At 59.1% G+C, this 24691-nt stretch carries 27 protein-coding genes and 3 pseudogenes; 8 read left to right on the top strand and 22 right to left on the bottom strand.

Translation table 11 applies throughout. The features are described 5' to 3' along the window. Positions 1-155: 155 nt before the first annotated feature. The 3 genes from AC0L15_RS26745 to AC0L15_RS26735 form a co-directional block, all read right to left on the bottom strand. A complete protein-coding gene (locus AC0L15_RS26745) occupies positions 156-389 on the bottom strand; it encodes a hypothetical protein (protein WP_236389581.1) in 234 nt (77 codons plus the stop codon). 230 nt (positions 390-619) lie between these two features. Further along, a complete protein-coding gene (locus AC0L15_RS26740) occupies positions 620-919 on the bottom strand; it encodes a DUF1236 domain-containing protein (protein ID WP_287066064.1) in 300 nt (99 codons plus the stop codon). 504 nt (positions 920-1423) lie between these two features. Then, positions 1424-1708 (bottom strand): DUF982 domain-containing protein, encoded by a 285-nt coding sequence (locus tag AC0L15_RS26735; protein ID WP_051505740.1) that lies wholly within the window; start codon positions 1706-1708, stop codon positions 1424-1426. 99 nt (positions 1709-1807) lie between these two features. Here AC0L15_RS26735 and AC0L15_RS26730 point away from each other — a divergent pair, with 99 nt between their 5' ends. Then, positions 1808-2155 (top strand): hypothetical protein, encoded by a 348-nt coding sequence (locus AC0L15_RS26730; RefSeq protein ID WP_473497619.1) that lies wholly within the window; start codon positions 1808-1810, stop codon positions 2153-2155. A 226-nt stretch (positions 2156-2381) separates the two neighbouring features. Here the strand turns inward: AC0L15_RS26730 and AC0L15_RS26725 are convergent, their stop codons facing one another. Continuing rightward, positions 2382-2741 (bottom strand): hypothetical protein, encoded by a 360-nt coding sequence (locus AC0L15_RS26725; RefSeq protein WP_473497617.1) that lies wholly within the window; start codon positions 2739-2741, stop codon positions 2382-2384. A gap of 28 nt (positions 2742-2769) precedes the next feature. Between AC0L15_RS26725 and AC0L15_RS26720 the strand changes: the two genes are divergently transcribed. Continuing rightward, positions 2770-3021: a hypothetical protein gene (locus tag AC0L15_RS26720; RefSeq protein ID WP_023803162.1), complete on the top strand. Its 252-nt coding sequence runs from the start codon at positions 2770-2772 to the stop codon at positions 3019-3021. Here the strand turns inward: AC0L15_RS26720 and AC0L15_RS26715 are convergent. The 6 genes and pseudogenes from AC0L15_RS26715 to AC0L15_RS26690 form a co-directional block, all read right to left on the bottom strand. Next, complete coding sequence (locus tag AC0L15_RS26715) at positions 3018-3365, bottom strand: hypothetical protein (protein ID WP_287215795.1); 348 nt, start codon at positions 3363-3365, stop codon at positions 3018-3020. The genes AC0L15_RS26720 and AC0L15_RS26715 overlap by 4 nt on opposite strands. 83 nt (positions 3366-3448) lie before the next feature. After that, positions 3449-3922 carry a hypothetical protein gene (locus tag AC0L15_RS26710; RefSeq protein WP_287247640.1) on the bottom strand — a complete coding sequence of 158 codons (474 nt, stop codon included), beginning with the start codon at positions 3920-3922 and terminating at the stop codon, positions 3449-3451. An 82-nt stretch (positions 3923-4004) separates the two neighbouring features. Further along, positions 4005-4343: pseudogene (locus AC0L15_RS26705) on the bottom strand (low affinity iron permease family protein); the annotation flags it as partial. A 67-nt stretch (positions 4344-4410) separates the two neighbouring features. Beyond that, complete coding sequence (locus AC0L15_RS26700) at positions 4411-4674, bottom strand: hypothetical protein (RefSeq protein WP_287247642.1); 264 nt, start codon at positions 4672-4674, stop codon at positions 4411-4413. 390 nt (positions 4675-5064) lie between these two features. Continuing rightward, entirely contained in the window at positions 5065-5304 is a 240-nt protein-coding gene (locus tag AC0L15_RS26695) for a hypothetical protein (protein WP_023803165.1), read from the bottom strand. After that, positions 5297-5638, bottom strand: coding sequence for a hypothetical protein (locus tag AC0L15_RS26690; RefSeq protein WP_287247644.1), 342 nt, complete (start codon positions 5636-5638; stop codon positions 5297-5299). Before AC0L15_RS26690 ends, AC0L15_RS26695 begins: the two co-directional genes overlap by 8 nt. Positions 5639-6514: 876 nt before the next feature. Here AC0L15_RS26690 and katE point away from each other — a divergent pair. From katE to AC0L15_RS26670, 4 genes are all read left to right on the top strand, one after another. Next, entirely contained in the window at positions 6515-8626 is a 2112-nt protein-coding gene (gene katE / locus AC0L15_RS26685; RefSeq protein WP_473497614.1) for a catalase, read from the top strand. 25 nt (positions 8627-8651) lie between these two features. Then, positions 8652-9161, top strand: coding sequence for a DUF6894 family protein (locus AC0L15_RS26680; RefSeq protein WP_287247649.1), 510 nt, complete (start codon positions 8652-8654; stop codon positions 9159-9161). Between the two features lie 115 nt (positions 9162-9276). Next, the gene (locus AC0L15_RS26675; protein ID WP_287247651.1) at positions 9277-9885 is read left to right on the top strand and encodes a cysteine hydrolase family protein; all 609 of its coding nucleotides are present in this window, start codon (positions 9277-9279) and stop codon (positions 9883-9885) included. Positions 9886-9909: 24 nt separating this feature from the next. Further along, on the top strand, positions 9910-10548 hold the full coding sequence (locus AC0L15_RS26670) for a DUF6766 family protein (protein ID WP_027153946.1): 639 nt from the start codon (positions 9910-9912) through the stop codon (positions 10546-10548). Here the strand turns inward: AC0L15_RS26670 and AC0L15_RS26665 are convergent. The 5 genes and pseudogenes from AC0L15_RS26665 to AC0L15_RS26645 all read right to left on the bottom strand — a co-directional run bounded on the left by AC0L15_RS26665 (position 10445) and on the right by AC0L15_RS26645 (position 14102). Further along, on the bottom strand, positions 10445-10780 hold the full coding sequence (locus AC0L15_RS26665; RefSeq protein WP_287247652.1) for a KTSC domain-containing protein: 336 nt from the start codon (positions 10778-10780) through the stop codon (positions 10445-10447). The two genes, AC0L15_RS26670 and AC0L15_RS26665, sit on opposite strands and share 104 nt — an antisense overlap. Positions 10781-10902: 122 nt before the next feature. Further along, the gene (locus AC0L15_RS26660; RefSeq protein WP_287247653.1) at positions 10903-11097 is read right to left on the bottom strand and encodes a hypothetical protein; all 195 of its coding nucleotides are present in this window, start codon (positions 11095-11097) and stop codon (positions 10903-10905) included. A 121-nt stretch (positions 11098-11218) separates the two neighbouring features. After that, positions 11219-12364 carry an extracellular catalytic domain type 1 short-chain-length polyhydroxyalkanoate depolymerase gene (locus tag AC0L15_RS26655; RefSeq protein WP_287247654.1) on the bottom strand — a complete coding sequence of 382 codons (1146 nt, stop codon included), beginning with the start codon at positions 12362-12364 and terminating at the stop codon, positions 11219-11221. Positions 12365-12513: 149 nt separating this feature from the next. Next, a pseudogene (locus tag AC0L15_RS26650) lies at positions 12514-13441 on the bottom strand (hypothetical protein). A 163-nt stretch (positions 13442-13604) separates the two neighbouring features. Beyond that, positions 13605-14102 (bottom strand): YciE/YciF ferroxidase family protein, encoded by a 498-nt coding sequence (locus tag AC0L15_RS26645; protein ID WP_287070630.1) that lies wholly within the window; start codon positions 14100-14102, stop codon positions 13605-13607. 711 nt (positions 14103-14813) lie between these two features. On the opposite strand from AC0L15_RS26645, the pseudogene AC0L15_RS26640 reads away from it, so the two are divergent. Both AC0L15_RS26640 and AC0L15_RS26635 read left to right on the top strand, forming a co-directional pair. Continuing rightward, a pseudogene (locus AC0L15_RS26640) lies at positions 14814-15194 on the top strand (YihY/virulence factor BrkB family protein); the annotation flags it as partial. A gap of 735 nt (positions 15195-15929) precedes the next feature. Next, on the top strand, positions 15930-17012 hold the full coding sequence (locus AC0L15_RS26635) for a sensor histidine kinase (protein WP_473480485.1): 1083 nt from the start codon (positions 15930-15932) through the stop codon (positions 17010-17012). 167 nt (positions 17013-17179) lie between these two features. Here the strand turns inward: AC0L15_RS26635 and AC0L15_RS26630 are convergent, their stop codons facing one another. From AC0L15_RS26630 to AC0L15_RS26600, 7 genes are all read right to left on the bottom strand, one after another. After that, on the bottom strand, positions 17180-18580 hold the full coding sequence (locus AC0L15_RS26630; protein WP_287247655.1) for a phospholipase D family protein: 1401 nt from the start codon (positions 18578-18580) through the stop codon (positions 17180-17182). A gap of 62 nt (positions 18581-18642) precedes the next feature. Further along, positions 18643-19029, bottom strand: coding sequence for an endonuclease/exonuclease/phosphatase family protein (locus tag AC0L15_RS26625; protein ID WP_353813080.1), 387 nt, complete (start codon positions 19027-19029; stop codon positions 18643-18645). A 14-nt stretch (positions 19030-19043) separates the two neighbouring features. Then, positions 19044-19457 carry a hypothetical protein gene (locus AC0L15_RS26620; RefSeq protein ID WP_287247656.1) on the bottom strand — a complete coding sequence of 138 codons (414 nt, stop codon included), beginning with the start codon at positions 19455-19457 and terminating at the stop codon, positions 19044-19046. Then, the gene (locus tag AC0L15_RS26615; RefSeq protein ID WP_287247657.1) at positions 19435-19662 is read right to left on the bottom strand and encodes a hypothetical protein; all 228 of its coding nucleotides are present in this window, start codon (positions 19660-19662) and stop codon (positions 19435-19437) included. Before AC0L15_RS26615 ends, AC0L15_RS26620 begins: the two co-directional genes overlap by 23 nt. A 447-nt stretch (positions 19663-20109) precedes the next feature. After that, positions 20110-22722 carry a bifunctional diguanylate cyclase/phosphodiesterase gene (locus tag AC0L15_RS26610; protein WP_473497621.1) on the bottom strand — a complete coding sequence of 871 codons (2613 nt, stop codon included), beginning with the start codon at positions 22720-22722 and terminating at the stop codon, positions 20110-20112. Between the two features lie 365 nt (positions 22723-23087). After that, positions 23088-23954 (bottom strand): class I SAM-dependent methyltransferase, encoded by an 867-nt coding sequence (locus tag AC0L15_RS26605; protein WP_023803186.1) that lies wholly within the window; start codon positions 23952-23954, stop codon positions 23088-23090. A 210-nt stretch (positions 23955-24164) separates the two neighbouring features. Further along, positions 24165-24602, bottom strand: a complete 438-nt coding sequence (locus tag AC0L15_RS26600) for a YybH family protein (RefSeq protein ID WP_473497610.1) — start codon at positions 24600-24602, stop codon at positions 24165-24167. Between the last annotated feature and the right edge of the window lie 89 nt (positions 24603-24691).

The following is a 24691-nucleotide window of genomic DNA, read 5'->3' as shown; positions in this document are numbered from 1 at the left end:
CGACTCAATCTCCTCTTACAACGAAGATTGAATCAGTGCTTCAGGACCGCTGCAACCCGGACTTTTTCAACACTATCGGTCGCTTTCGGACGAAAGCACTTCGGGTACCAAGCGTTAAATTTTGACCAACAGGCCACGCATGTCGACCATCAATCTTAATCAGATTGTTGTGTCCGCTCTGCCAACGCAAAAGCCTGCAAGTTCCTCGATTTGCCAATGGCTTGGTCAGCGTTCGCAATGATCGAGAAGAACGCCGCGCGAGCGATGTCCTTTTTTGACGCGTCCGGATGCTCCTTTTTTGCAGCCTTTAGGAGCTGTTTTGGTGTCATCTCTGGCGTCACTACCCGCATCAGCGTATCGCCAATCGCCTGCAATTCGGTCGGGTTCATAAGAGCATCCTCAATAATGGCCTGCTGGCTTAGTCTTATCTAAAGGTGCCTTCTCTGTGTCGTAGCGCTGGGGCAATCGGACCAACAACGAAGGCACGGGCTTGTCTTCATCCGGCGATACGGCGCCTTGTTGGCAACCCGAACCATTGTCCCCAGATCGCGTTCCTCCAGAAAAGAGAAAAGCCCGCCGCACCTTTCGGCACGGCGGGCTGTCCTCCCGGTCGCTTACGTCATTCGATAACTTTGACGATCTTACGCGTGCCCGGGTCAACGACAACGGTCCGGTTGTCGACGACAACGGTGCGGTATTTGGTGTTGGGGACTTCATGGAGCTCGACCGTCTCGGGCAGGGTTGAGCCGATGTTGAGCTCCACTCCAGGGATTTTCACCGATGCGAGCGGCTGCTTTTTCACGTATTCCCTGATGACCGTCTCCTGTTCAGGCTCGATGACTACGTCCTGAGCGGCAGCGGCACCGATGCCTGCCAGCAGCAGAAATCCCGCGGCTGCAGTGGAAAGATGCATTCTCATAACTGTCTCCTTCGTGAGGGCTGATGCGCTGAACGGGATCGCCTTAGCGCCCCAGGTATCCAACCTCAGGCAGCTGCATTTGTTCCCCTTGAGGGACTTTGGTCTGATGAGCGACAGGACCTAGTCTCGCCTGTTTTGGCGTAATAGGCCGGACATAGCGCCACCCGGAACCGCCGCTGCGCATAGTCGTTGCTCCCCTGCAAGTTCACGGGAAGGAGCCCATGGAAAATAGTGTCCACCAAGCCCGCTGGTTACTCGCTCCGGTCTTCGCAGTTTCGATCACATTCCTGGCGATTGGAATAATCGTTAGCTAGGGATCGTTAGCTAGGACCGACCGGACTTGACGATTGGACGGAGCGACGAACTGAGATCTGCGCAGCTAAGTCCCTTCCTGCGCTGATAAAGGACGACCCGCCATTCCTCGATTTGGCGGGTGGTCCGTGCGGCTGACCAAGTCCGCTCAGGAGGCGTGTCAGCGGTTTAAGGTCGCGAGGCACCATCACCTCACAGCAGGTCTTCGGCAACCCCGTCGAATTTCCTGAGGCCTATGCTTGGAGGCTTTCGCTTAAGAAGCCCCTGTTCACTTGCGGCCGCCTTGAAGGCATCGAACGCGGCTTGTTGGGTGCAGTGTCCAGCCAGGCATTCCTCGATCATTCGAATTGCTTCAAGTCGGGATGGCTTGTCCATGAATGGCCATGGTTGCTGAAGCGCCGTCTCAGCATCTGGGATCGACGCAATCAGCATCGATCTGTCATTCAGGTAGATTGTAATCGGAATAAACGCCGGCATCTTTGTCGCTCACCAGGATTGAAGGCGGCTAAACGCGAAGACAAGGCAGTGGTTGCATCGTTGTGAATTCAGAGCGCCGCTGTCCGATACGGGGGGACGATGGCGGACGAAGACGATGACTATGAACCGGTCCAAGCGAGAATTATCGGCATCGACGACCCTCTGAACGCGAGGATGATCCTGCGGCGTGTGTTTCCAGCCCTTCGTGATAGCTTCCGCCCTCACCGCGCCCTTGGCGATCGCCTGCTGAAATGCGATGTCTTTCGAAGCTCCAAGCGCGGCAAACGTCTCGTGCAGTCCAATCGTGTCGGCGCGGAGCTTCAAAAGGCTGTCGGAATATCGGCCAATGATCCGCGCCACCAGGTTTTAGGGATTGGTTTACCATCTCGGATCGCAGCTGTGATCGTGCCGTCGAAACGTTTGTCGCGTCACTTCCGATTCAGATAGGCCCGCAACTGGTCGGGCTCGCCGGAAAGCAGTTCATCGCGGGCTCGGGCAACATAGCCGCTCTGAACTGTGGTGAGCCCGATCACCCCACCTTCTCGGCGGCCAGTCACCCTGTTGACGCGGCCTACTACCTCCAATTCGGTCCTCGTTGGATTGGACCCACGGGCAAGGCGTTCAGAAAAAGCGGCACAGATCGCAACTTGTTGATCGGCAACAATGTTGGTGATCAGTCCGCCGAGTGCTCGCGCAACCAGGTCTCAGCCGTAAGATTGCGCACATCCCAACGAAGAGCGACCTGAAAGCCGCTCGGATCGCGCAGCGCCGGCATCTGTTCGACCGTGGCGACACCGCCGCCGTTGTAGGCCTGCCGGATGGCTTCTTCCAGCGGCCGAAACGCGGCCTCGTCGAGGTTCATGGCTGCAATGGCGTCCTTGACGTCGCCGCGCTCCAAGCTCTCCACCACACGGCGCAGAACGATGTTGGAGCGGATGTCGTCGATCGCCTCGAAAAACGCGGTCCGCAGCATCGGCTCATAGGTCGAGACAAGCTGTTCGAAACGATCACGGGGGGATAGGCGTTTGAGCATTCGTTCCGGACCTTAAAAGGAGACTGGTATGGATGTCTTGGCCCATCATTCGACGGAGCTTGTGGTGCTTCGCATCGCACTCATGGCAATTGCATCAATGGTTGCTGAGCAATCGGATGACCCAGATCGGGCATTGGCTGACATGGAAGAGCGGGCACTGTCCACGTTCGATCATATGGAGATCGATTTTTCCGGTTTCGAAGGGGACATCGCTGTTGCCAAGTCTCACATGCGGTCGTCGCTGGCGTCGCTCTTTTCTGGGATATCGCTCCGCGGCTAACCCGCCACGAAAGCGATATACGCGACCGGCGTCCCGGCCGGCGGGATCGGCCGTAGGTCCTTCATGACCAACTCGACGCCGTCGATGACGAGTGTGTCCGTCATGGCGGAGACGATCGAGGGTACTGCGAAAGTGATCTGGTTGTCGGTCGCCACAGTGAGGGTGCCGTCGACGTATTTCTGAGACACGCGGCGCATCACCGCATCGAGTGGATAGACCGTCGTCACTGGCTCGCCCGGTATCCATGGCGTCGACGGATCTGGCGGCGCTGTGACCGTGCGGGTTAGCATGACAACGCCCTGCTTGAACTCGCCGAGCATCTCGCTCGCGAACTCCTGATGCATCTCGTCATAAAAACCGGGCCATCAGACGACCAGAATATCGGGCAGGCCATACATCGCGCCGATCAGCGGCGCCAACAGCCCGTCTATGATAGTCGAGACGCATCCGGGGCAAAAATGTTGCCGTTGTCGCCGGGGTCAAAGAACTCCCGCTCGATGCCCTCAATACCTTCAGAGCCGAAGCGGTGTGTTTGCGGGCGAGATCGGAGAGTGTGGCCTTGGCCTGCTTCCTTGCCCGCGAGCGCGCTCCTGATGGCCTTCCAGCCCCTGTGCGCCGGCCGCCGCGCTGGTTGGTGGCCATGCTTTGATTTCCCTTTGATTTTCCGCCGTCTATTCAAACTCGCAGGCGAGATGAGCCGTATGTTGCCCATCCCGCCCCACGGTCTTTCGCTCGGGGTTATGCTTGCTGCCGAGATGGCCGCTTTGGCGCGGGTTCTCTGCTCGTCGTATTCAGCCCGTTCTGCGGCACCAACGGCCCGCTCACCTTCCTCTGACGCGCTAAGGCTTTCGTACGACTCCAGCAGCCATTCTAGCTCGGCTTTGATCTCAGCTCGGGTCATGCGGCCTTCCGCTTCTGCGCTTCCCGCTGCCAGTGCTTGGCAGCCGCTGGCGTAATTTGGCGCCAGCGACTCCCTCGTGCTTAGCTTCTTGATCAGCCGCCGCTGCCTCCCATTCAAGCCGCGCCAAATGGGCTTTGATCTCCTCAGGCTCGGCGTGCTCCAGCCCGACGACATTGTTCCTCGTTTCCTTCAATGCAACGATGATCTCGTCGAGCTTCGCATGGATGGCAGCGGTGTCGCGGTAACCCTGGATCAGTACGACCCCGGTAATCACTATCGCAGCTACAGAAAGCGCATAGGTGATTACGTTCGTGAGCCCGAAAGGAACCATCGCAGTGCACGCTATCATCGCGACGATCAGCACATAAAAACCGGGCGGACGGGATAGAAAGTCGGCGATCACAAAGAGAAATCGGTTCATGCGAATCCCCAATAAACCACGTAATCCCGATTGGGGCCGCATTTCGGGTGATCGTCAATGGCGCAAATCACGCAGCTTGATTGCGCCGCCGCGCCTCTTGCTGGCGTCGGCGCTCGTTGCGCTTGGCAGCCCAAGAGAAGTCGTCATGTTCCGATGAAAGGATCTTGGCGAACGCGCCGTCGGCGATCCACGAATTCAGGCTGTCCCGTTCGCCCGCATCTTCCGTGATCGTAGCCGAAACATCCCTGATTTCATGATGCAACAGGCTGATTTCGGCGCTTTCGCTATTCCGCGAGGCCCTGCGGGCGAGAATGATCGCGATTTGCTGCAAAGCCCGGTTTTTTATCCCGTCCGGTGTTCGGGTGGATGCCCTCCACCTTGAAGCACCAGCTGCGGAATGACTTGCCGCCGACCTTGGATCTGGCCCGGGCGAGGACGCTCGGCGTTCCTTCTCATTGCCAACGGCGAGCAGCCATTCGTTGCAGCGCCTCGAGCTCGCTGATCTCTTGTCCCGACGGCAGGGTGCCAATCCGGTTCCAGAACGCCCTTCGCTCCTACGATAGCGGGTCTGCCTTAGGGTCGAGCTTGTCGCCCACCTCTTTGCACCACCCGAGCTTATCGGTGTATGTGTGAACATAGGGCGGCTGCTGGGCCGGCCGGCCCGAAATGTTCATGGCTGGCGCGCTCGATCTCGGCCGCGCGGATGAAGCGCTCCGCGATTTCACCGATGTTCATGGCGCGCCTCTTTTTCCTGGCTGTTCTGCTCCTCGCCGCCGTCCGTCCGGTTGATTGTCACCGTGCACGTAATCAGGGTGTTCCAGTCCGGGCCGTGTTCAATGACGTTATGGAGCTCGGAAATTTCTTCCAAAAAGTGCTCGATCGTGATGGGGCCGTTCTGGTGGTCGTAGACGAGAACAGCTTTCCAGCGCTTGTCGCCATGAAGCGATACGACGTTACTCATGCCGAATTTCTCCTGCGGTCATCGAACAAATCCGGCTGGATGCTCGCGGGCCAAATGCCTTGACCACCCGCTCGTATAGCATACCGACAAATGCAAATATTAGTGGCACGACGCCGCGCAGATCCTGGGCAATGAACTGCAGCTCGCGGCCCTTGTTGTTGTCGGTCTCGGCCAAGGTCGAAAGCACCAGGCGCAAGTGCCCTTCCCCGTGCCGGCGTATGATGCGAGCCAGCGTCTCGACCGCGCGCGCCTCTCCCGGCTCCGGATAGCGATGCCGGTCGAAAATCTTGATGCCGAGCTCATCACATAGGGCTTGGACGCGCGGGTCGGTCAAAGCATCCCCGCTTCCTGAGCGCATGTTGCACCGTCGACGGATCACGATTGAACAGCAACCCTATCTGCCCCCTAGGCAAGCTCGGCTTCAGCACCATCACGGCGCACATGGCCGCGTCTCGCGTTGCCACGATACTATACTGACGCGACGGTCCTCTCATCTCGGCATACGTGCAGCCGTGCATGGCATACGTGCAGCCGTGCATGCGGGCCACGAGGTCGATGACATGCCGAGCCGTCACCAGCTTGACCACCGTTGCAAATCTCAGGCGTGGCCCCTGGAGCGGGTTCTGGCTTCAGCGGCTTGGGAAACGGCGCAGACCTTCATGCCCGCACCTTCCTGCGCTCGACGGCCACCTGCTTACCTTTGACAAACGCTTAAAAAGGACGCTCACAACGGAACACGAAATCCGCCGCATCCCGGGTGACTACTTAGTTGTTGCCTTGTCGGTTTTTCTTCGGTTTCGCTACCAATGCAGCAGGAGGAGCGGTTTCGGCCTTAAGTCGTTGCTCTCGCAGCCGAGCAGTCTTTGCATCTCGTGCTGCGCGCTCAATGTCTGTTAATGCCCTTGCAGCATCCGACGTGCGCTCCTGCCTATCGTATTTTTCTTGATGGGTTAAGCCTTGTCTTTCCCGCATTTCCTGTCCTCGATATGACGGTATGGCGCTCTGTTGGCGACCCGAACGATCGTCGCGAGATCGTGTTCCCCCAGACAACGAAAAAGCCCGCGCCTCTGGCGGAGCGCGGGCCCGATGTTCCGGCAGCCGAGTGCTATTCTTCGAAATGCGGGCCACGTGACACCCACCAGGAACTTAAATGGGTGTCCCAGCATTGAGGGAGACCTGAAGCCGCCCCTCCTTTTCAAGGAATTCAAGCATGGCCAAGACAACCAGACAGTCGTCGGGCAAGCCCGCGACGATCCATGATCAAAAGCTCGTGCGGGGGAACGGAGGCGAGCTTCACCAGATCGCCGAAGGCGACAGCGAGATCCTGACGACCGCCCAAGGCGGCCCAGTGGCCGATGACCAGAATACTTTAAGGATTGGCCAGCGCGGACCGTCACTAATCGAAGACTTCCACTTCCGTGAGAAGATTTTTCATTTCGATCACGAGCGCATTCCCGAGCGGGTCGTGCATGCACGCGGTTCTGGCGCGCACGGCTTCTTCGAGACCTATGAATCGCTGGCGGCCTACACCCGCGCGGATATTTTCCAGCGTGCCGGCGAGAAGACGCCGGTGTTCGTGCGGTTTTCCACGGTGGCCGGTTCGAAAGGCTCGTTCGACCTGGCGCGGGACGTGCGTGGGTTCGCCGTCAAATTCTACACCAACGAAGGCAATTGGGATCTCGTCGGCAACAACATCCCAGTTTTCTTTATTCAGGACGCAATCAAGTTTCCCGACGTCATTCATTCAGTGAAGCCGGAGCCTGATCGTGCCTTCCCGCAGGCGCAATCGGCACACGATAATTTCTGGGACTTCATCAGCCTGACGCCCGAATCGATGCATATGGTCATGTGGGTCATGTCGGATAGGGCGATACCTCGGTCCTTCCGGTTCATGCAGGGATTCGGCGTTCACACGTTCCGGCTGGTCAATGCGAAGGACGAATCCACCTTCGTCAAATTCATCTGGAAGCCGAAGCTCGGCATGCAGTCGGTCGTTTGGAACGAAGCGGTCAAGATCAACGGCGCTGACCCCGATTTTCATCGACGCGACCTCTGGAATGCCATCCAGTCTGGTGATTTCCCGGAATGGGAGCTCAACCTCCAGCTCTTCGATCAGGACTTCGCGGACAGTTTTGACTTCGACGTTCTGGATCCGACCAAGATCATTCCGGAAGAAATCCTCGCGCCGGTCCCGGTCGGCCGCTTGGTGCTCGATCGTATGCCCGACAATTTCTTCGCCGAGACCGAGCAGGTCGCGTTCATGACGCAGAACGTACCGCCCGGCGTCGACTTTTCCAACGATCCCCTGCTGCAGGGTCGAAACTTCTCCTACCTGGACACGCAACTGAAGCGTCTCGGCAGCCCCAATTTCACCCATATCCCGATCAACGCACCCAAATGCCCGTTCCACCACTTCCAGCAGGATGGCCTGATGGCGATGCGCAATCCGGTCGGCCGCGTGAACTACCAGCCGAATTCATTCGGCGAAGGCCCGCGGGAATCGCCGCAGCACGGTTTCCGGTCGTTCGCCGAGGCGGAGGAAGGCCAAAAAGTCCGTCTGCGCGCAGAGAGCTTCGCCGACCACTACAGCCAGGCGCGACAGTTCTTCAACAGCCAGACCGCGCCTGAGCAGAAGCATATCGCCATGGCGCTGTCCTTCGAGCTCTCCAAGGTCGAGACAACGGTTATCCGCGAGCGCATGGTGTCGCATCTCCTCAACATTGATGAAGGCTTGGCAGAAACTGTCGCTGACAAGCTTGGCATGAAGCAATTGCCCAAGCCCGCGGATGCGGCGGTCGCGCCGAGGGACGATCTCGAACCATCGCCGGCGCTCAGCATCATCCGGAACGGGCCTGACAGTTTTGCAGGGCGCAAAGTGGGTGTCCTTGTCAGCCCAGGCGCCGATGCAGCGCTGCTGAAGAACCTCCAGGCAGCGATCGAGAAGGAAGGCGCGGTGATGGAGGTCATAGCGCCCAAGGTGGGCGGCGTCGAGGCGGCGGATGGAAGTCTCATCGCTGCAAAGCACATGATCGACGGCGGGCCATCGGTCCTGTTCGACGCCGTCGCGCTGATCCTCTCCGAGGAAGGAGCGGAGCGCCTGGCGGGCGAGGCCGCCGCGCGCGATTTCGTTGCCGACGCTTTTGCTCATTGCAAATTCATCGGCTTCACGTCGGGCGCCGTCCCGCTGCTGCAGAAGGCCGGCGTCGACCCGGAAGCCGATGAAGGCATGATTGGTCTCGATGATCCCAAGGCGATTACCGGTTTTATCGAGGGCTGCCGCAAGCTGCGTCTCTGGAGCCGGGAAATGGCCGTCAGATTGTAGCGATGGTTGAGTGGCGGAGTTTCTTATGCAGATCATTCGAACCGAAGTCACCCAGGCAAGCGCCCCAACCGGACAGCCCATCCTGCGCGTGATCTTCTGCGGTGAAGGCGGTGACTGCGTTACCGTCGATATGGCACGCGTTGAAGGTGGAAACGATGAGGCCGCTATCGATCGAGCGAAGGCAATCCTGGTCCAGACCGCGACCTTCGACGTGGCGGCGAATGACTACGATGCCCGAAGCAACGGCAATTTTGACGAAGTCGCCGTCACTGCGGCCAACGACGAGAACGGCGGGGTGTACATCTTCGAATATCGCGATGGCGAAGCGGGCCATCAGGTTCCTCCGTCCAGGATGCCGAGCCTGGAAGCTGCGCGGGAGGAAGCGGTTCGATGCGCTATCGATCTTCTGGTCGACCTTCAGCCGGGCACGGACGATCTTTCAGGTTGGCTCGTGCGCCTGCGCGACGAGAACGGCGAACTGCTGTACGCCATCGACGTGCAGGAGGCGCAAGCGGCCCGCCTGACAAGACCATGAACCGGCAACGGCTAAAGGCGGATTGGCAGCGATGCGAGGCTACGGCGGGACCTCCCGGGCTACGCCCGCGCTCAGATAGAGACTATGCATCACCCCACCGCGGCCGCGGCTGATCATGGCCGCCCTAGGCCTGGTACACGGTCCGCTTGGTGAGAATTCCCTACATCTTTGCGTTGACATGCAGCGCCTGTTCGCGCCGGGCGGGCCTTGGGCCGTGCCGTGGGCGCAAAACGTGCTGCCGGTCATCGAGGAATTGACCGCAAGACATCCGCAGCAAACGCTGTTCACACGTTTTGTTCCGGCCGCTCGGCCTGGCGAAGGACCGGGCATGTGGGCGCGGTATTATCAGCGTTGGGCCGAGGTCACCCTTGCCAACATCGATGCCGGCCTCGTCGATCTGATGCATTCTCTGGCGCGGTTCGTGCCGCCGGCAAGAACGCTCGACAAGCATGTCTATTCGCCGTGGACTGAAGGCCGGCTCGACGCGATGCTCAATGGATCAGGGATCGACACGCTGGTCATCACCGGCGGCGAAACCGACGTCTGCGTGCTTGCCACGGTCCTCGGCGCCATCGACCGTGGTTTTCGTGTCGTCCTTGCGACCGATGCCATCTGCAGTTCGGTTGACCAGACGCATGACGCACTGTTGGAGCTCTACCGCTCTCGCTTCAGCGAGCAAGTCGAGGCGGTGATGATCGAAGAGGTTCTGGAGAACTGGCGTTAGCCGGAGCTGCCGAGGGAGACGACCATGAAAAGCTTTTTCCGGGACAATGGACTGACGATCGCCCTGGTGGCGATGTTCTTGTTCAGTGCGATTGGCATGATCTGGTCGGGTCATGCGGCCTACAATGAAGAGCTTCAGAACCACGGTTCGGCATCGATTGGGCTGCTCTCCTATCTTGCGAGCGGCGACTTCCTCTCGGCGCTGTTCGAGAACTGGGAAAGCGAATTCCTGCAGATGTCGGCCTATGTCATGCTGACTGCAATGCTGTTCCAGCGCGGTTCCGCCGAGTCTCGTGATCCCGATGATCCCAACCGGCCCGAGGACGAACTTCCGACCGCCACCCGCAGGCGCAACCCGATCCTGTCGTGGCTCTATTCATACTCGCTGGGCTTGGCGCTGGCCCTGCTGTTCATCATCTCATTTGCCTTGCATTGGTGGGCGAGCCTGGCGGCCGCGAACGAGGAGGCGCTTCGGCACGGCGGCGAGGTTCAATCCCTTGGAGACTATCTTCTCGACGCCCAGCTATGGTTCGAGTCCTTTCAGAACTGGCAGTCGGAATTCATGTCGACGGCCGTCCTGGTCCTGCTGTCGATTTTCCTACGCCACAAGGGCTCCCCGGAATCAAAGCCAGCCGGCGCGTCAAACTCCGAAACCGGCGCATGAGTCTCCGCGTGCAGGCAACGCTCGCTATGCTTCGGCCAATCGGGCGGTGCCGGCAACGGTCGCGAAAGTGGTCGTTGAAGAACCGGCCCTTTACGAAGGCGTTTCGGAACGCCGCATAGGTCTCCGGCGGCACAGCCTCGTAGTCATAACGCGTGCCGCTCGCGACGAACCACACCGAGAGAACCCTTGTCTCCGGATCGTACTCGGTCTTGCGGATTGACGTTGATGGCATGATATCGGCGCTCTATACGAGCGCCATTGGCATATAGCGGGCGATCACCGTGTCCTGCCGGAACCGCCGTTCTAGCTCGGCGCGCCGTTTGCGCCAGTCCGGCAGATCGACATCATCCACCATCACTTCGAAGATGACGTTTCATCTGTGCTGGACTGCTCGCCATCCTGCCACTGACCTTCCGCGGGCGCCTGCAGGTAGGCTGTGACGCCGTCGAAACGGCTGGCCAGGTCTTCCTTCACACGGTCGAAATCTTCCCGGCCAAATGGGCGACCGGTGTTGTCCGCGCGGGGAAGCAGGATCTGTACGAGGTGCATGGCGACCGCTCAATGAAAAGCGGTCACCGATTCCAAAGAACGACGCGTTCCCTTGCCTGGTCGGAGCCGCTTGACCTTCGCGGGCCGGCGAGACAGTCGGCGAGCGATTCGCGCCGTCCGCCTAGCGCATCAGGCCCGCCGCCCGCAGGGCATCTTCAATGATCTTCTTCACGCCGGGCTGGCGCGTTTGATGGATGGCAGTCGGCTGCGGGGGCTTCGTCTTCGCATTTTGTATACTTGGCGCCGGTGACTGGGGTAGTTGCCGTTGGCTGGCGGGCAATTGCGGCCTCGATTTCCGGGAGGCGCTATCCTCGGTTGCCGCGATCCCCCAAAACTGCGCGATCTCGCGTGTGGAGGCGATGCCGACATCAAGCATATAAGGTCCCGGAGCGCCGAGGCCGTTGCCGAGCGGCGTGCCGTGGCCCATCCCGGCGATCATGTTGATTTCGATCAAGGCATCTCCCGCCCCGTTACGCCAGACCTGCTTTGCGTGCGGTCCGGCAGCTTCCCGATGCGTCGGCGCTTTCTCAAGCCGGTGGACTCCCCGCCACTGGCCTGCGATCGCTTCCGCGTTGGAAGGCGAAACCGTGTGGTCAGCGGCACCGTGCCAAATCGAAATCCTCGGCCACGGTCCCCGATGATCCGATGCGCCGCGGAGGGCCCGTTGCAGATCCTGTTCCGAAGGACCGCCGTGGCCGCGCATGCGATCGAAGGCCTCCGGGATTGTCGTTGCGCTGCCGTAGGGCAGGCCGGCAATTAACGCACCGCCGGCAAACACTTCCGGATAGGTCGCCAGCATGGCCGCTGCCATTGCGCCTCCGGCCGAGAGGCCGGTGATGAAGATTCGCCTTCGGTCGAGACCGTGGGTGACGACCATCGTCTCGATCATCTGGCGAATCGAAAGCGCCTCGCCCGAACCACGCTTGGTGTCGCCAGGCTGGAACCAGTTGAAACAGAGGTTCGGATTGTTGCCGCGTTGCTGTTCGGGAAAGAGCAGCGCGAAGCCAGCCTCGTCGGCGAGTTGGGACCAGCCGGAATGATGGTCATAGCCGGCCGCGTTCTGGGTGCAGCCATGCAGCACGACGACGAGCGGGGTGCCCTTGGATAGTTCATTGGGAATGTAGAACTTCGCTTCCAACCCGCCAGGATTGGTACCGAAGTCGGCCAGCGTCCGGAGGTGGTCTGACGCACCGAGGTCGGCGGGATGTGCGGCATGTCGCGCCTGCAGCGCGGCAAGGCGGGCGATGGTATCAGAGATTTTTCGCAATGGAGCCGTCCCTGTTGTGACGCCCGGAATGGACGGCCATCTGTTCAACGCACGTGCAGCAATATCGTTGCTGCGTTGCACAAAAACAAGGGAGCGCGGCGGGAGATGGAGTCCGGCCGATCCTCTCGGTCGGCCGGGAGTAGACGTCTTCAGCTTCGACTGGCTGTGAGATGGAGCGCGTCTTCTTCGTCGTCGCGCTGCTTGCCGCCTAACGCTGCCGCTGCGCTGGCGATGAACGCACCGATCATGAGAGAAAGCGCGCCAACCAGCGCGAAGCTGGCGCCGGCCTTTCTAAGCTGTGTCGGCTGCTTCCTGTGCTTGGACTTTGGCCGCCTCGACCTGAGCAAGCACCGCATCAACCCGGGCAGTAGCATCCGCTTGCGACAAGCCAGTGCGAGCGGCCACGAGTTGGCCCAGATAAGTCTTGTCGTCGGCCGAGACTTCGCCGGCCGCCGCACTCGTAATGAGGATGCGGGAGGCCTGTGCGGCTGCTGTCGCATCGCCCTCCGCGCCCGGCGCCGCCAGCCTGGAAGGATCGTTCGGGCGGAAAAGCGCATCGACGAAATACGACGTCGCGCCGCTGCCTCCGTCGTTCCCGGCGTTTGCGGTCGCCCTTGCCGAGGCACCCATTGCTGCTCCCGAGGCCACTGTCGAGGCCGCCTTGACGCCGGTGCCGATTGCCGCGGACAGCGCCGAACCGAGCACGAACACGACCAGAAGCGTCGCCAGCGCCCAAACCATGAATCCGTGCGCAGTATCCCGGAAGAACGTCTCGTCCGTATGAATGCCGACCCATTTGGTGCGAAGGCGCCCGGTCAGGTAACCCCCGAGCCCGGATGACAACCATTGCACGATGACCAGCCAGATCGCAGTGGACACAGCGAAGGTGGTGACGCTGGCGCTTTCGTTGGACCATGGAGACACCATCGTGAGCCCGAGGCCGGACCCGAGAAGCATCAGGATGAACGTCAGGGTCGAGGCAGCGAAGGCGCCGGCGATGATCGGTCCCCAGTTGACTGCGGATGACGAGGACTCGACCGGCGCGGCGCCGTCGGTCGCCAGGATGGTCGATGCCATGGTTTCCTCCTACCGCATGAACAGCGCGAGAAGGATGATGATCGGAATAGGAACTCCGAGCAGCCAGAGTAGAATGCCACGACCCATGATTGTCTCCTATCGAAAGACGGATGTTGGAAGTAAAACAACCACCCCAACACAGTTGGGGGTGGCTGGTGTGTGATCAGGCGGCCTTGGCCATTTCGTTGGCCGAGGCATCCGCCAATCCTGTGAGCGCCTCGTCTGTCATAGACTCTTCGCCGAGCGTCAGTTCGAGCAGCTTGGCGGCGTCGCTCATGCCCAAGACCTCGGCCCAGCGCTTCAGCGTGCCATAGCGGGTTATCTCGTAGTGCTCGACAGCCTGGGCAGCGGAGATCAGACCGGCGTCCAGTGCGGGAGTTCCCTTGAACTCCTCCATAATCTCCTCGCCCTCCTCGATGATGCCGTCGATCGCGGGACACGTCTTGCCCTGTGCCCGCTTGCCAAAGAGCTCGAAAACCTGCTGCAGGCGCTCGACATGACCGTCGGTTTCGTCCTTGTGCTTCTCGAAGGCTGCCTTCAGATCGGCCGATGAGGCGGCGCGCGCCATCTTGGGGAGCGCCTTCAGGATCTTCTTTTCCGCGTAATAGATATCTTTAAGCGTATCGAGGAAGAGATCGTCCAATGTCTTTTCTTTCGCCATGGCGGATTTCCTTTTGGTTCCAGCGTTTTTTTGTTGTCGTTCACGGGGTTGTGAAACGCATGCTCAACAAGCGCACAACGCCGGAAAGGTTCCCTTGAGAGGTCTCGCTGCACGTCACTCTGACTTCGTGGGGTCAACCCCGGTTCAATTCACTTCCCGCTCCGCCAGCCATTTCGCTATCGAGGGATCGCATGATGCTCTGATACTTGGCGTCTCTATCTATCGAGCTTCTTGAGAATATTTTTGTCGGCGCAGCCATGAACGAGCGCGCCTGACCTTGGGGATGCTGCTCGCCAAAGTCGCCGGCGGCGAGACCAGCCCTTCCACCTAAAAGAATTCTCTGCGAGAACGACGTCTCCCGCCAATCGTGACGCCGCCTGGCCTCCGATCCGGTTGCTCCAGGCGGCCAACAATGCCCCCGGCGAAATAGACGTCCGGTCGTTTTTCGAATTGGCGCGCTGGGGAAGACCAAGGAACAACGACCAGCGGTGATGCCTGCGGGTCAACCGCGCGGTGGGCGCTCGCCGTCGCTTTCGCACAGGTAGTTGTGAATGTCGGTTGCAGCGACCGCTGCGTGCCCGAATGCGACCGCGAGCTGGTTGAAAGACACAGGAGGCGAATGGTGCTTCGCTTTCGATAGTGAGGGCGCATAGCCTGGCTTGATCCGGCGACGCGAGTCCGACGGCGAGGGATATCTATGAGGAAGCCCGGATGACGCTGATCTACCGCTACGGCCCCAGCCGCGAAAGGGCAAAGTGGCAATGGGCGACATGGGGCGCCTTCCTCGCGGCTGGGGTGTGGATCGCGGTCTCGATAGGGTTTTCCTATTACCTTGAAAACTTCGCCGACTACAACGCGACGTATGGAGCCCTGGGGGCAGTCATCGGCTTGATGATGTGGACCTGGATCTCTGTGATTGTCCTGATTGTGGGGGCGGAGCTGAATGCCGAGATGGAGCACCAGACAGCCAAGGACACCACCACAGGTGCGCAGCAGCCGATGGGTGCGCGAGGTGCCACGGTCGCCGACACGCTGGGCGGATCGGCCGATGCTGCCAACCAGCAGTCGCGTTCGGGCGAGCGCAACACCTAATGCGCAGATCTCGTGAGATCTCCGCGCAACTTCGCTTGGCGCAGATCACTGACATCGGCATTGGCGACGAAGTTGCAAAGACCTTGGGCAATGACAAGTCAGATCAGCGAGCAAATGAATACCTTCAGGCGCAGTCTCCATCCTGCTCAGGTTCGGCGAATGGCAAGCGCGACATGGCAGAGAATGGCGGCACATCAAGCTTCAGCCATGTCGGAATTCGCTTGCCATTCCCCCCTTTGCCTGCCGGCCGCGGTATCCCAGGCGATGACCCGATAGGTCCCGCGAGCCAACCCGGGCAACTCCAAGGCGGCCGGGACCGACGCAGCATACCGTTTCGCCCGATCGTGTCGCGGCGAAGCAGCCAGACCTGGATGAGCACATGCGGGGTGCGGTTTGGCCACCGCATGCCGCCACCGGCGCCGCCGCTGCCAGGTGAGCCCATTGCAAATGGCGGAAATGTTCTGTCGGCAGTTCCGGCGACGTGCAGATCGTCAATTTCGATTGGCAGAGACGGGATTTTGGTACAACGCTGTTGGAAAAAAGGTCGTGGCCGTGCAAAGTGACGCAAGGTTGACTGAACTCTCAGCAAGACGGCCTGTGTTGCCCATCGCTCTGCCGCTCCGTGACGCGGACTCGTCCTACTCCTGACATCGCGCAGCCGCTTCCAGCGGTGTCGGTGTCGAGCAAAGTGCATGACTGAGACTGAGGCTCCCACGCAAAGCACAGGCGACCAAGATGACATCAGATTCAGACAAGGCTGAGGCAGTTGAGCAATTGCTCGATACACCGGACCTTGCCACCGCGCTGGAAAGCGAGCAGTTCAAAAAATTTCTTGACCAGGTGCCGATCGCTATCGCCGTGTCGGACTTAGGCGCGAAGGAGCGCGTCGTCTATGCTAATCCAGAATTCGAAAAAGTGTCAGGCCTGAAGGCAGCCGAGCTTACCCGGCAAAACTGGGGAGCACTTTCCGGCATTGGCATCCACCAGCAGAAGGGCCGGCCTCTGCCCGAGGCCTTGGTCGAGGAAACCGATTTCGTCGGCACTTTCCGGCTGGAGCCCGTCGGGGCCAACCCGGCTCTTGTCGACGTTTATTCAAACATCATCGTGGACGATAACGGCACGAACTGCTTCCGACTGGTGGCTCTGGTCGACGTCTCATCCCATGGCGAATCTGAAGAAGCGCGCTTGGTGGAGGAGCGCGTCCGCGAGAAGGACACCCTGTTGCGCGAACTGCAGCACCGGGTGAAGAACAACTTACAGATGATCACCGCATTGATCCGTCTAGAAACCCGTAACGCGACCGAGCCCGACCAGAAAAGATTTGAGAGGCTCGCCGGCCGCGTCGACGCTCTGGCGATCCTCTACCAGACGCTATCGGCAGACGAGCAGAAGGATGAGGTCGATCTCGGCGTTTATCTTAGCCAGATCGCCTCCGCGGTGATGGGGTCGCATGCAGTTGAGGGGATCCGCCTCGACATGAAGGTGGATACCTATCCGGTATCGATCAACGTCGCCATGCCAACGGGACTGGTCGTGAACGAATTGCTCACAAATGCACTCAAGCATGCATTCCAAGGGCGTGAAGGCGGGACGATAACGCTGCACAGCATCGCCGATGGCGACGGATGCCTGGTGATAGTTGCGGACGACGGTATCGGCCTGCCGGAAGGGGAGACATGGCCCAAGCCAGGCAAGCTCGGAGCCCTGATCGCGCGCTCGCTGACAGAGAACGCCAAGGCAAAGTTCAACGTCGCCTCGAGCGCCAGCGAAGGGACGAAGGTCACCATCGTCTTCACGCGATCGGCGGCAGCAAGCTGACAATTGCCAGAGGGCGGATGCTTCATGCTCCCGGCCTTTCCACCGCGGCCCCGGGGCGCTGTGCTTGGCACATTCACGTCGCCGTTCTTCAGGTATGCCGTACCGCGCGCGGCAAGAACGCCGCGTCGATCCCGCCGTTAGCACCTATGCTATCTTAGTGGGTCTGGCTAAAGCTGAGACTCAACCGGAAGGTGGCGGACCAAGGCCGCCAGAACCCGGCGAAAAATTCCGGCCTCTGGTTCGTGTGTGTATTCTTGGAGTTTGCCTTCTTCGCATCCATGCCAGTGCAGCACATTGTTCTTTAGTTCCAGCCGATAGCTGGTTTCTAGTGATATCTCCGCTTGAAAAAAGCGCCGAAGTTCACCGACTAATTCGGCATCCTCAAAGAGCACGCCCATCTCCGAGTTCAAAGACACTGACCGGGGATCAAAATTGAAGGAACCGACGAACCCAGCCCTGTCGTCAACCGTGAACGATTTGGTGTGCAGACTGGCACCCTTCGAGCCAAACACCGAAATTCCCTGACCGCGAGTGAAGGGCTGGAGCTCGAACAGTCTTACGCCATTCCTCAGCAATCGCTTGCGATAGTTTGCATAAGCCCCATGAACCGCGGCGACGTCTGTAGCGGCCAAGGAATTGGTCAAAACGGAAACGTCAACCCCATTGCTGACGAGGTCCATCAGGACCGCGGAGCCCCTTTTGCCAGGGATGAAATAGGGAGATACAATTTCCAGATTGTTGCGCGCCGACTTTATGAGGGGAAGCAACTCCTTGGTAAGCCAGCTGCGACGTCTCCAACCTCTCACCTTCTCTGGAGGATCGGAAATCACGCGAACTCGATCCACCCAATGCACGTCGTTGCTGGCCGCGATGAACTCTGCGATGGACCCTCGGTCACCGATCCCGTTCAAAAGCATTGATTCGGTTTCGAGATCGCTTCCTGAAAACAAATCGGAATGCTCGTTCCCCGCGGCTGGACCCAGGACACTGATTGATTTCGCGTCCTCGCAAGCCCAGAATGCCTCAAATATTTCGGCGGTTTGCTGCACGGCAGGACCGAGGAGCAGCACGTCTAAGTCGCGAAAATTGGTTTCTGCTGCGTCGAAATAGGCATCGCCAACGTTGCGCCCGCCTACGATAGCAACGTTGTCGTCAGCGATCCATGCCTTGTTGTGCATCCTCCGGGTCAACGCAAATAGTCGCAACACAATTTCCACAGCGCGCATGACGCTGCGTTGCCTGACGCCGCTCGGATTAAACAACTTCAACCCGATGTTTGGATGATTGCTCAAGGCCAGATAGGCCGCATCGTTCTTTCGCGGATTGGCGTCATCAAGGAGCATGCGAACTCGCACGCCGCGCTCAGCGGCCCGGAAAACTTCCTGCAAGAGCAAGCGGCCAGTGTGGTCATCGTGCCAAAGGTAGTACATGAGATCGAGATTGCGAACGGCACTCCTTGCCGCCAGAACGCGCCCGGCGAAGGCGTCATAATTGTCCGGAACCAGCAGCAAGCCGCTCTTGCCTGCTTTGATGTTGTCGTGTGCAATCCGCGTAATGGATACTTCCATAAAATTTTCTACCCTTCAGCGATAGAAACCCGGCCTTGCTCAAAATTTGTAGCAAGAACCGTTCAAAGGTAATCTGGTTGCAAATGTAGCTGTCGAATCCCCTGGAGATTTAATCGTGCCATGATCGGTAGATGATCGGAGGCGATCCGAGATAGCGATGTATGGTGCACTTCGAGGCTGGAAATCAGACTTGGTGGTTTGGCCACGATCCGATCGAGCGCAAGCAAACGGAATCGCGAAGGGAAACTGGACAGCACGGTGTGAATTGGACCAAAATGCGGCAGTAGCGCCAGCAACGAGGATCTGCTGTGCACCCGCCATTCGTTGAGATCGCCAAGCAAAATGGTTGGCCTTAGGACCGAACGCGTCGCCTCAAGCAGTGCGTTGGCTTGCTTGGTGCGCGACCGCCGGAGTGCCGAACCGATCGTCCTATATGCCCGAGGCGGCACGTCGACGGGCCGGATCAATCCGTGCGAACTCCGTCAGCGCTGGTGGGATCGATCTTCGTCAACCGCGACCTGGCCTCAATTACGCGCTGTTGCGCAGCCCGTATCCTGCTGCACAGCGCGATATTGATCCCAACACCGCAGTCATCATCCAGCATCTCGTTCGCACGCTCAAGGGAGCGCTCGGCCCGATTAAGCCGCTGTCGGGCTCGCGCCAGTTCCATATCTAAAAGTTCCATTATTCCGAATCCCTTGCGGTCCCTTTGATTGGTAAACCGCTTGTGGTCGCCGTTGGTTCCGGCTGTTCGCGAGCGTGCAGCCCAGACGTAGATGTGGCTGGCAAAGTTCTGGAGGGAGAGTGGTGGGCCGGTGGCCTGAAGGGCGCGACGAATGAAACGCCGGCCCAGTTCAACCCGCGCGATGTCCTTCAAAGCTGGGGGGATCGATCTTCACCAAGCGGTCTGCGGCCTCGACCGCAGTTCGTATCCTGTTGCGCAGCGCGAGGTTCTCGGCCAGCATTTCTTCAGTACGTTGAAGCGCGAGCTCGGTCCGGTGGATGCGCTGCCTGGCATTGGCAACTTCCGATGTCAAAATGTCGGCCACCGTCCCGTGGCCCTGGGGTTCCAAAGTGTCCATGGATTTCTAACACATGGGGGCCGATATCGTTCCCTGGTCAGTGACAAGTGCACTTCGGCCTGCTTCGCCGGCCGCTGCCGATTGCGGTGCGATCGGCAACGACGTCCGGCAGAAGAGCCGGACATTTCACATCCCCCTAATGTTGGGACAGCGCCCCTTCGCAACCGGCGAGCAGCATCGCGACTAGTTCCCAGTTAATCCGGTAGATCATCGATCGTCTGCCGACATATCCGCGCCATTGCCTGGACAACCGCCAAGGCTGCCATTGTGCGTTTGGTCCTGCCTCCGTTGCCGGGCCGATGCCGAGATAGGGGTCGCCGATCAGCTTGTCCGGCGCCAGGTCTCATCGGGTGCATAGGCCCCCAGAACTTCGCTGCCGTGATCGGCCAATCTCCAAATCCTAAGACTCAAAGCGAAGCGCTACTCTGTGACGTGAGGCTTATGCGCTTATACTCTACCCAACCGGAGCGGTTCATCTAAAACCCGTTCCGTGCGCAGACGCCGAGATCGAACGAAGGCCTTTAGTCCGTCGGCATCCAACGCATGCCCGAAGGCATAACCCTGCAGTATGTCGCAGCCCAAGCTCTTGAGTGTCTGTGCGTGCTCCATCGTCTCGACACCCTCGGCTACGACCTCGATACCCAGGGATTTGCCGATTTCAATGATCGATGAGACGACCTGCCTTCGTTGCGGCGATTTGACAATAGGAATGACCAATTGGCGATCTATCTTCAACCGGCGAGGCTGCAGCTTGAGCAAGCTGACTATAGAGGCGTAGCCCGTGCCAAAATCGTCTATTTCTATGTCAATGCCGAGCTCTTTTATCTGCTCAAGATTCCAGGTAACAAAATCATCATTTTCGTCAAGGAAAATTGACTCAACGAGCTCGAAGGCAACTGTTCCGTTCTTGATATTTAGTTCCCTAAGACTCTTTATGAGTTCCTCATCCTGAAGGCGGCGTGCCGAAACATTGACTGACACCCGCGGAATATGGAGACTCGCAGCAGACCACCCTTCGAGATCCAAAAGCGATTGCTCTAATATGTTTCGATCGATGATCGAGACGACATTCAATTCTTCCGCAATCCTTAGGAAGACGTCGGGCGCCAAAATGCCCTTCTCCGGATGCCGCCATCGCGCCAGCGCCTCAACCCCAACAATTTCAAGCGTTTTTGCGTCAAATTGCGGCTGGTAAAAGGGAATGAACTCGTTGCGCTCAAGGCCGCCGAGAATTTCGTCGGCAATCCGTTTTGTCTCGACGATCTCGCTTTGCATTGCCTCGGTGAAGAACTCGTATCGATTGCGCCCACGACTCTTTGCTCGGTAAAGCGCGATGTCAGCGTTGACCAGCAGGTGTTTGGCTTCGACATCTTTTCCGTTATCGACTGCAATTCCCACGCTCACGCCAAAACGGCATCGATGGCCCTGATAGTAGACCGGTTCCCGCATCTGGCTGATGACGCGGTCAGCGAGCAGCGCCAGTTGCTCGATATCGTCATGCACCACGCACAGGACGATGAATTCGTCTCCTCCGATGCGAGCGACGAATCCCTCGCCATCGACCTTGGATCGGAGGACGGTCGAGGCGTGAACAAGCATTGCGTCGCCTGCGGCGTGGCCAAGCGTATCGTTAATGTGCTTGAACCGATCGAGATCAATGTGGAGCAGTGCCGCATACCCGCCGGTCCGCCTGGCGTTTGCCGCGTAATCTTCCAGCACCTGGTCGAGGTAACGCCGGTTGGGCAAACCGGTCAGCGAATCGTGGAGCGCAATGTGCTCTATGCGCGCCTTGGCCGATTCGAGTTCTGCATTTTTCGACTCGGAAAGCTGTTTTGCGCGAACCAGGTCCTTGTTCAGCAGGACGTCGGCTGTCACATCCCATTCGGCGCCAATCATTTTTGGGGTGTCGTTTGCGTGCCGGTAAATTATCGCCTTGGATCGGACATGGCGTATCTCGCCATCCGGCCGAATAATCCGGTATTCCGACAAATATGGCCCGCCGTCGGCCATCGCGCGGTCGAAATCGGCGTTGGCGCCAGCCAAATCATCCGGGTGGATTGCTCCCGCCCAGTCCAGGTAGCCGCGGTGCTCCCCAACTGGTTTGCCGTATATTTCATTGACGCGTTCGTCCCACGCCAGTTCGTTGGTCGCGAGATCGTGTTCCCAAACGCCAATAGCCGACGCTTCCAGAGCGAGTTCCAGGCGCCTCGACAATCGACTCAGTTCCGCATAGTTGCGCTGTCTCTCGCCAATCAGGCGACCGGTAACCAGGAATGGGATCACAACCAACGCCCCGGCCACCGCCATGATGGCGCGCAAGAACCACGCGTTGTCGGGCGTCGAAGGCCAGCCGTTTTTGGGAATGGCTGCGATCTGCCACGAACCGGACGGAAGCAGGACGTCGGCTGTCACCGGATTGCTCTTGGCGACGCGCTCATTGCCGAAGAATTGCTCTCCGCCTGGACCGAGGGCGTCCTTACCGATCAGCGCTATGTCAATCCCGAGATCATCGTCGAGCAGGCCGCTCGCCTTATAAAGGCGCTGAACGTCGACAACCGCCGAAATGATGCCCCAGAACCTTTCGGTGTTGCCCGCACTGCGTACAAAGACCGGAATACGGCCGACGAAGCCTTGCCCTCCCTGCCTCAAGTCGACGGGACCGGCAAGAATTAGCTCGCGCTTGTCTCGCGCCCTTAGCGCGGCCAGACGCTGCCGCTCGTCCTTGCGGTAATCGAGGCCTATCGCCTTGTCGTTGCCATTCATCGGGTACATCAGAGAAATGACCAGATCGGGCGCGCCGGCAATATTCTTCAATTGCGAGCCCCTGCCAAACAGGTTGCTCGCCAGCGAGGCGAAGCGTTGCTGTCCCATATAGGGCTCAGTCACGACCGCCGCGACCAGTCCCTGCACCAGTTGAAGGTTTCCGTTGATGTTGCCTTCAAGCTTGGCGCGGATAAGATTGACCTTGGCCAGGACATCCGCTCGAGCGGCTTGATCCGAGACGACTTTGTTCTGGTGGTCCGCGAACGCTGCGCCAACGGCAATAACGATCACCGCCATTGCCGCCGGGATATTTGCCGACGAGAAAACGGCCTTCTTGATACCGCCGAACCTAGCGCGGAAAGGAGCCAATAGGCGATTCCTCAGATACTATTCAGGTTCTGGGCCAACCCGACCAAGGTATATTAGCTATCAATGTTTAATTTTGACCTTCACGGGCCCTAAAAATTTTTGCACCCTCCAACCCCCTGAGGTGGCCGGAGTGGCTGACACGGACCTGCGGCTCCGGCTGACGACTTAAAGCGCGTCGCGGCTGAATGGATTGATGCGACGCGCTTCAAGTTTTGTTTTATGCATGTCGTTACCGCAGAACCGCTGTGCACCCTCGGGTCAGGCCCCGAGGGCACGCTTTTGCGCGACATGCATTAGTGGCCCTCAATCGCCTTGGCGGTAACCAGGTAGGGTATCTTGCCGACGCTACGTTTCGTCGCGCCAATGGAATAGGCCATTGGGATCTTGGGAGAGTTCTCTGGCAGGCCGTACATATCCTTGCCGGCCCTCACGGCAAATGAAAAGTGCTGCCACGAAACCGTGTCATGCTCATTGAGAAAATCCAGCGTCAGCCCAGCTGAAATCAGCGCGTTCACCACGTCGCTGACCGGATGAATCCACTCATAGTAGCGCGGATGTTTCAAGATGCGGTCGTCGCCGGTATAGGTGAGTTCCTCGTTCCATGCGAGTGGTCGAGCTATCGGCGTTCGCCAGTCATGCTTGAACTCCAGCGCCGCAGCCTTGCGGTCACACTGGAACATCAACGGATGGCCCTCGGCGAGATAGAGCCGGCCGCCGGGCCGCAGGAGATCGGCAACCACCCGCGCCCAACGGAACACGTCGTCAAGCCAGTTTACCGAACCCCAGGTAACGTAAGCGATGTCAAAGGTCCGGCCAAGCGCTTCGACTGCCTCGAACAGTGGCGCCTCCACGAAGCGGACGTCAGTGCCTGCCTTTGCAGCGAAATCACGCGCCGCTGCGATCGCCGTCGGTGAAAAGTCGAGGCCGGTCACGCTGCCCGCGCCCAGATTCTTCAAGCTGATCGTGTCGAGCCCGATATGGCATTGCAAATGAACGATATCCTTGCCGACAATATCACCGACCTCGCGCGTTTCCAGCTCATAGAGATTGGATCCGCCAGCCAGCACATTTTCTATGTGGTAGCTGCCCGTCGTGTCGGTCGAATGCAGTTCGGCTCGATCATCCCAATTAAGGCGGTTCGCGCCCAGAAACGGTTCCAAATTGCCCCCTCAAGTCCCTGCCGAGACCAATATATATGGTAAACAGAACGTTAATATACCTTGCAGCTAAAGTGTCGCGCGTCAATCCGTGGCGGTACGGCACACCACCGGGGCTGATCGATTGGTCAGCGAATTCGGCAAGCGTCTTCGCGAGGTCGGTCGACGGGCAGCGCCGGAAGAAATTTGTTGTCGTGCGAAACGTCCGCGCAGCTACGACTGAAACTCCGGCTGTGCCTGCATTGTCCGGAGATCGATCGGCATGGACATGTGTTCGTGCGTGATCATCCAGCGGTCGCTCATCTTCCGCAAACCCGATGTCACCCGCACCCAATAGTCGGACTTCTCCCCGTTGGTTCTTTTGCTTCTGACGTGGCACAGACTATGGCAGAACGCCACGTCGTCCCTGACTGTGACGAGCAGCTCGTGCACCTCATAATCGATCGGGCCGTCAACCGAGGCAAACCACGCCTCGAAATTCTTGCGGTAGGCATCGGCGCTCTCGATCCGGAGCGGCGGCCTGATGTCGAATACGAGAGTAGCCGCGGCATAGTGTGCCATCAGGGCTTCTATGTCCTTGGCCCGCAATGCCTGCACCAGGTCATCCAGGCCTTTGCGGATTTCCATTTCTTCTGCAGTCGGGGTCTGCATAGGGCTCTCCTTTCATCGCTTGATGAGCGGGCCAGGCCGTTGCTCTCGAAGCGATGCACTTGGTCATCGACCGCGATGCCAGGTCAAAG

This window comes from Mesorhizobium sp. WSM4846, assembly GCF_055811415.1.
The sequence above is the reverse complement of the archived record's forward strand: the minus strand, read 5'-3'. Positions and strand labels throughout refer to the sequence as shown.

Excerpts from the sequence above, each read along its gene's own strand:
- AC0L15_RS26745 (WP_236389581.1), bottom strand. The coding sequence starts at position 389 with ATGAACCCGACCGAATTGCAGGCGATTGGCGATACGCTGATGCGGGTA.
- AC0L15_RS26740 (WP_287066064.1), bottom strand. The coding sequence starts at position 919 with ATGAGAATGCATCTTTCCACTGCAGCCGCGGGATTTCTGCTGCTGGCA.
- AC0L15_RS26735 (WP_051505740.1), bottom strand. The coding sequence starts at position 1,708 with ATGCCGGCGTTTATTCCGATTACAATCTACCTGAATGACAGATCGATG.
- AC0L15_RS26730 (WP_473497619.1), top strand. The coding sequence starts at position 1,808 with ATGGCGGACGAAGACGATGACTATGAACCGGTCCAAGCGAGAATTATC.
- AC0L15_RS26725 (WP_473497617.1), bottom strand. The coding sequence starts at position 2,741 with ATGCTCAAACGCCTATCCCCCCGTGATCGTTTCGAACAGCTTGTCTCG.
- AC0L15_RS26720 (WP_023803162.1), top strand. The coding sequence starts at position 2,770 with ATGGATGTCTTGGCCCATCATTCGACGGAGCTTGTGGTGCTTCGCATC.
- AC0L15_RS26715 (WP_287215795.1), bottom strand. The coding sequence starts at position 3,365 with ATGCATCAGGAGTTCGCGAGCGAGATGCTCGGCGAGTTCAAGCAGGGC.
- AC0L15_RS26710 (WP_287247640.1), bottom strand. The coding sequence starts at position 3,922 with ATGACCCGAGCTGAGATCAAAGCCGAGCTAGAATGGCTGCTGGAGTCG.
- AC0L15_RS26695 (WP_023803165.1), bottom strand. The coding sequence starts at position 5,304 with ATGAGTAACGTCGTATCGCTTCATGGCGACAAGCGCTGGAAAGCTGTT.
- katE (WP_473497614.1), top strand. The coding sequence starts at position 6,515 with ATGGCCAAGACAACCAGACAGTCGTCGGGCAAGCCCGCGACGATCCAT.
- AC0L15_RS26680 (WP_287247649.1), top strand. The coding sequence starts at position 8,652 with ATGCAGATCATTCGAACCGAAGTCACCCAGGCAAGCGCCCCAACCGGA.
- AC0L15_RS26675 (WP_287247651.1), top strand. The coding sequence starts at position 9,277 with ATGGCCGCCCTAGGCCTGGTACACGGTCCGCTTGGTGAGAATTCCCTA.
- AC0L15_RS26670 (WP_027153946.1), top strand. The coding sequence starts at position 9,910 with ATGAAAAGCTTTTTCCGGGACAATGGACTGACGATCGCCCTGGTGGCG.
- AC0L15_RS26665 (WP_287247652.1), bottom strand. The coding sequence starts at position 10,780 with ATGCCATCAACGTCAATCCGCAAGACCGAGTACGATCCGGAGACAAGG.
- AC0L15_RS26660 (WP_287247653.1), bottom strand. The coding sequence starts at position 11,097 with ATGCACCTCGTACAGATCCTGCTTCCCCGCGCGGACAACACCGGTCGC.
- AC0L15_RS26645 (WP_287070630.1), bottom strand. The coding sequence starts at position 14,102 with ATGGCGAAAGAAAAGACATTGGACGATCTCTTCCTCGATACGCTTAAA.
- AC0L15_RS26635 (WP_473480485.1), top strand. The coding sequence starts at position 15,930 with ATGACATCAGATTCAGACAAGGCTGAGGCAGTTGAGCAATTGCTCGAT.
- AC0L15_RS26630 (WP_287247655.1), bottom strand. The coding sequence starts at position 18,580 with ATGGAAGTATCCATTACGCGGATTGCACACGACAACATCAAAGCAGGC.
- AC0L15_RS26615 (WP_287247657.1), bottom strand. The coding sequence starts at position 19,662 with ATGGACACTTTGGAACCCCAGGGCCACGGGACGGTGGCCGACATTTTG.
- AC0L15_RS26610 (WP_473497621.1), bottom strand. The coding sequence starts at position 22,722 with ATGGCGGTGATCGTTATTGCCGTTGGCGCAGCGTTCGCGGACCACCAG.
- AC0L15_RS26600 (WP_473497610.1), bottom strand. The coding sequence starts at position 24,602 with ATGCAGACCCCGACTGCAGAAGAAATGGAAATCCGCAAAGGCCTGGAT.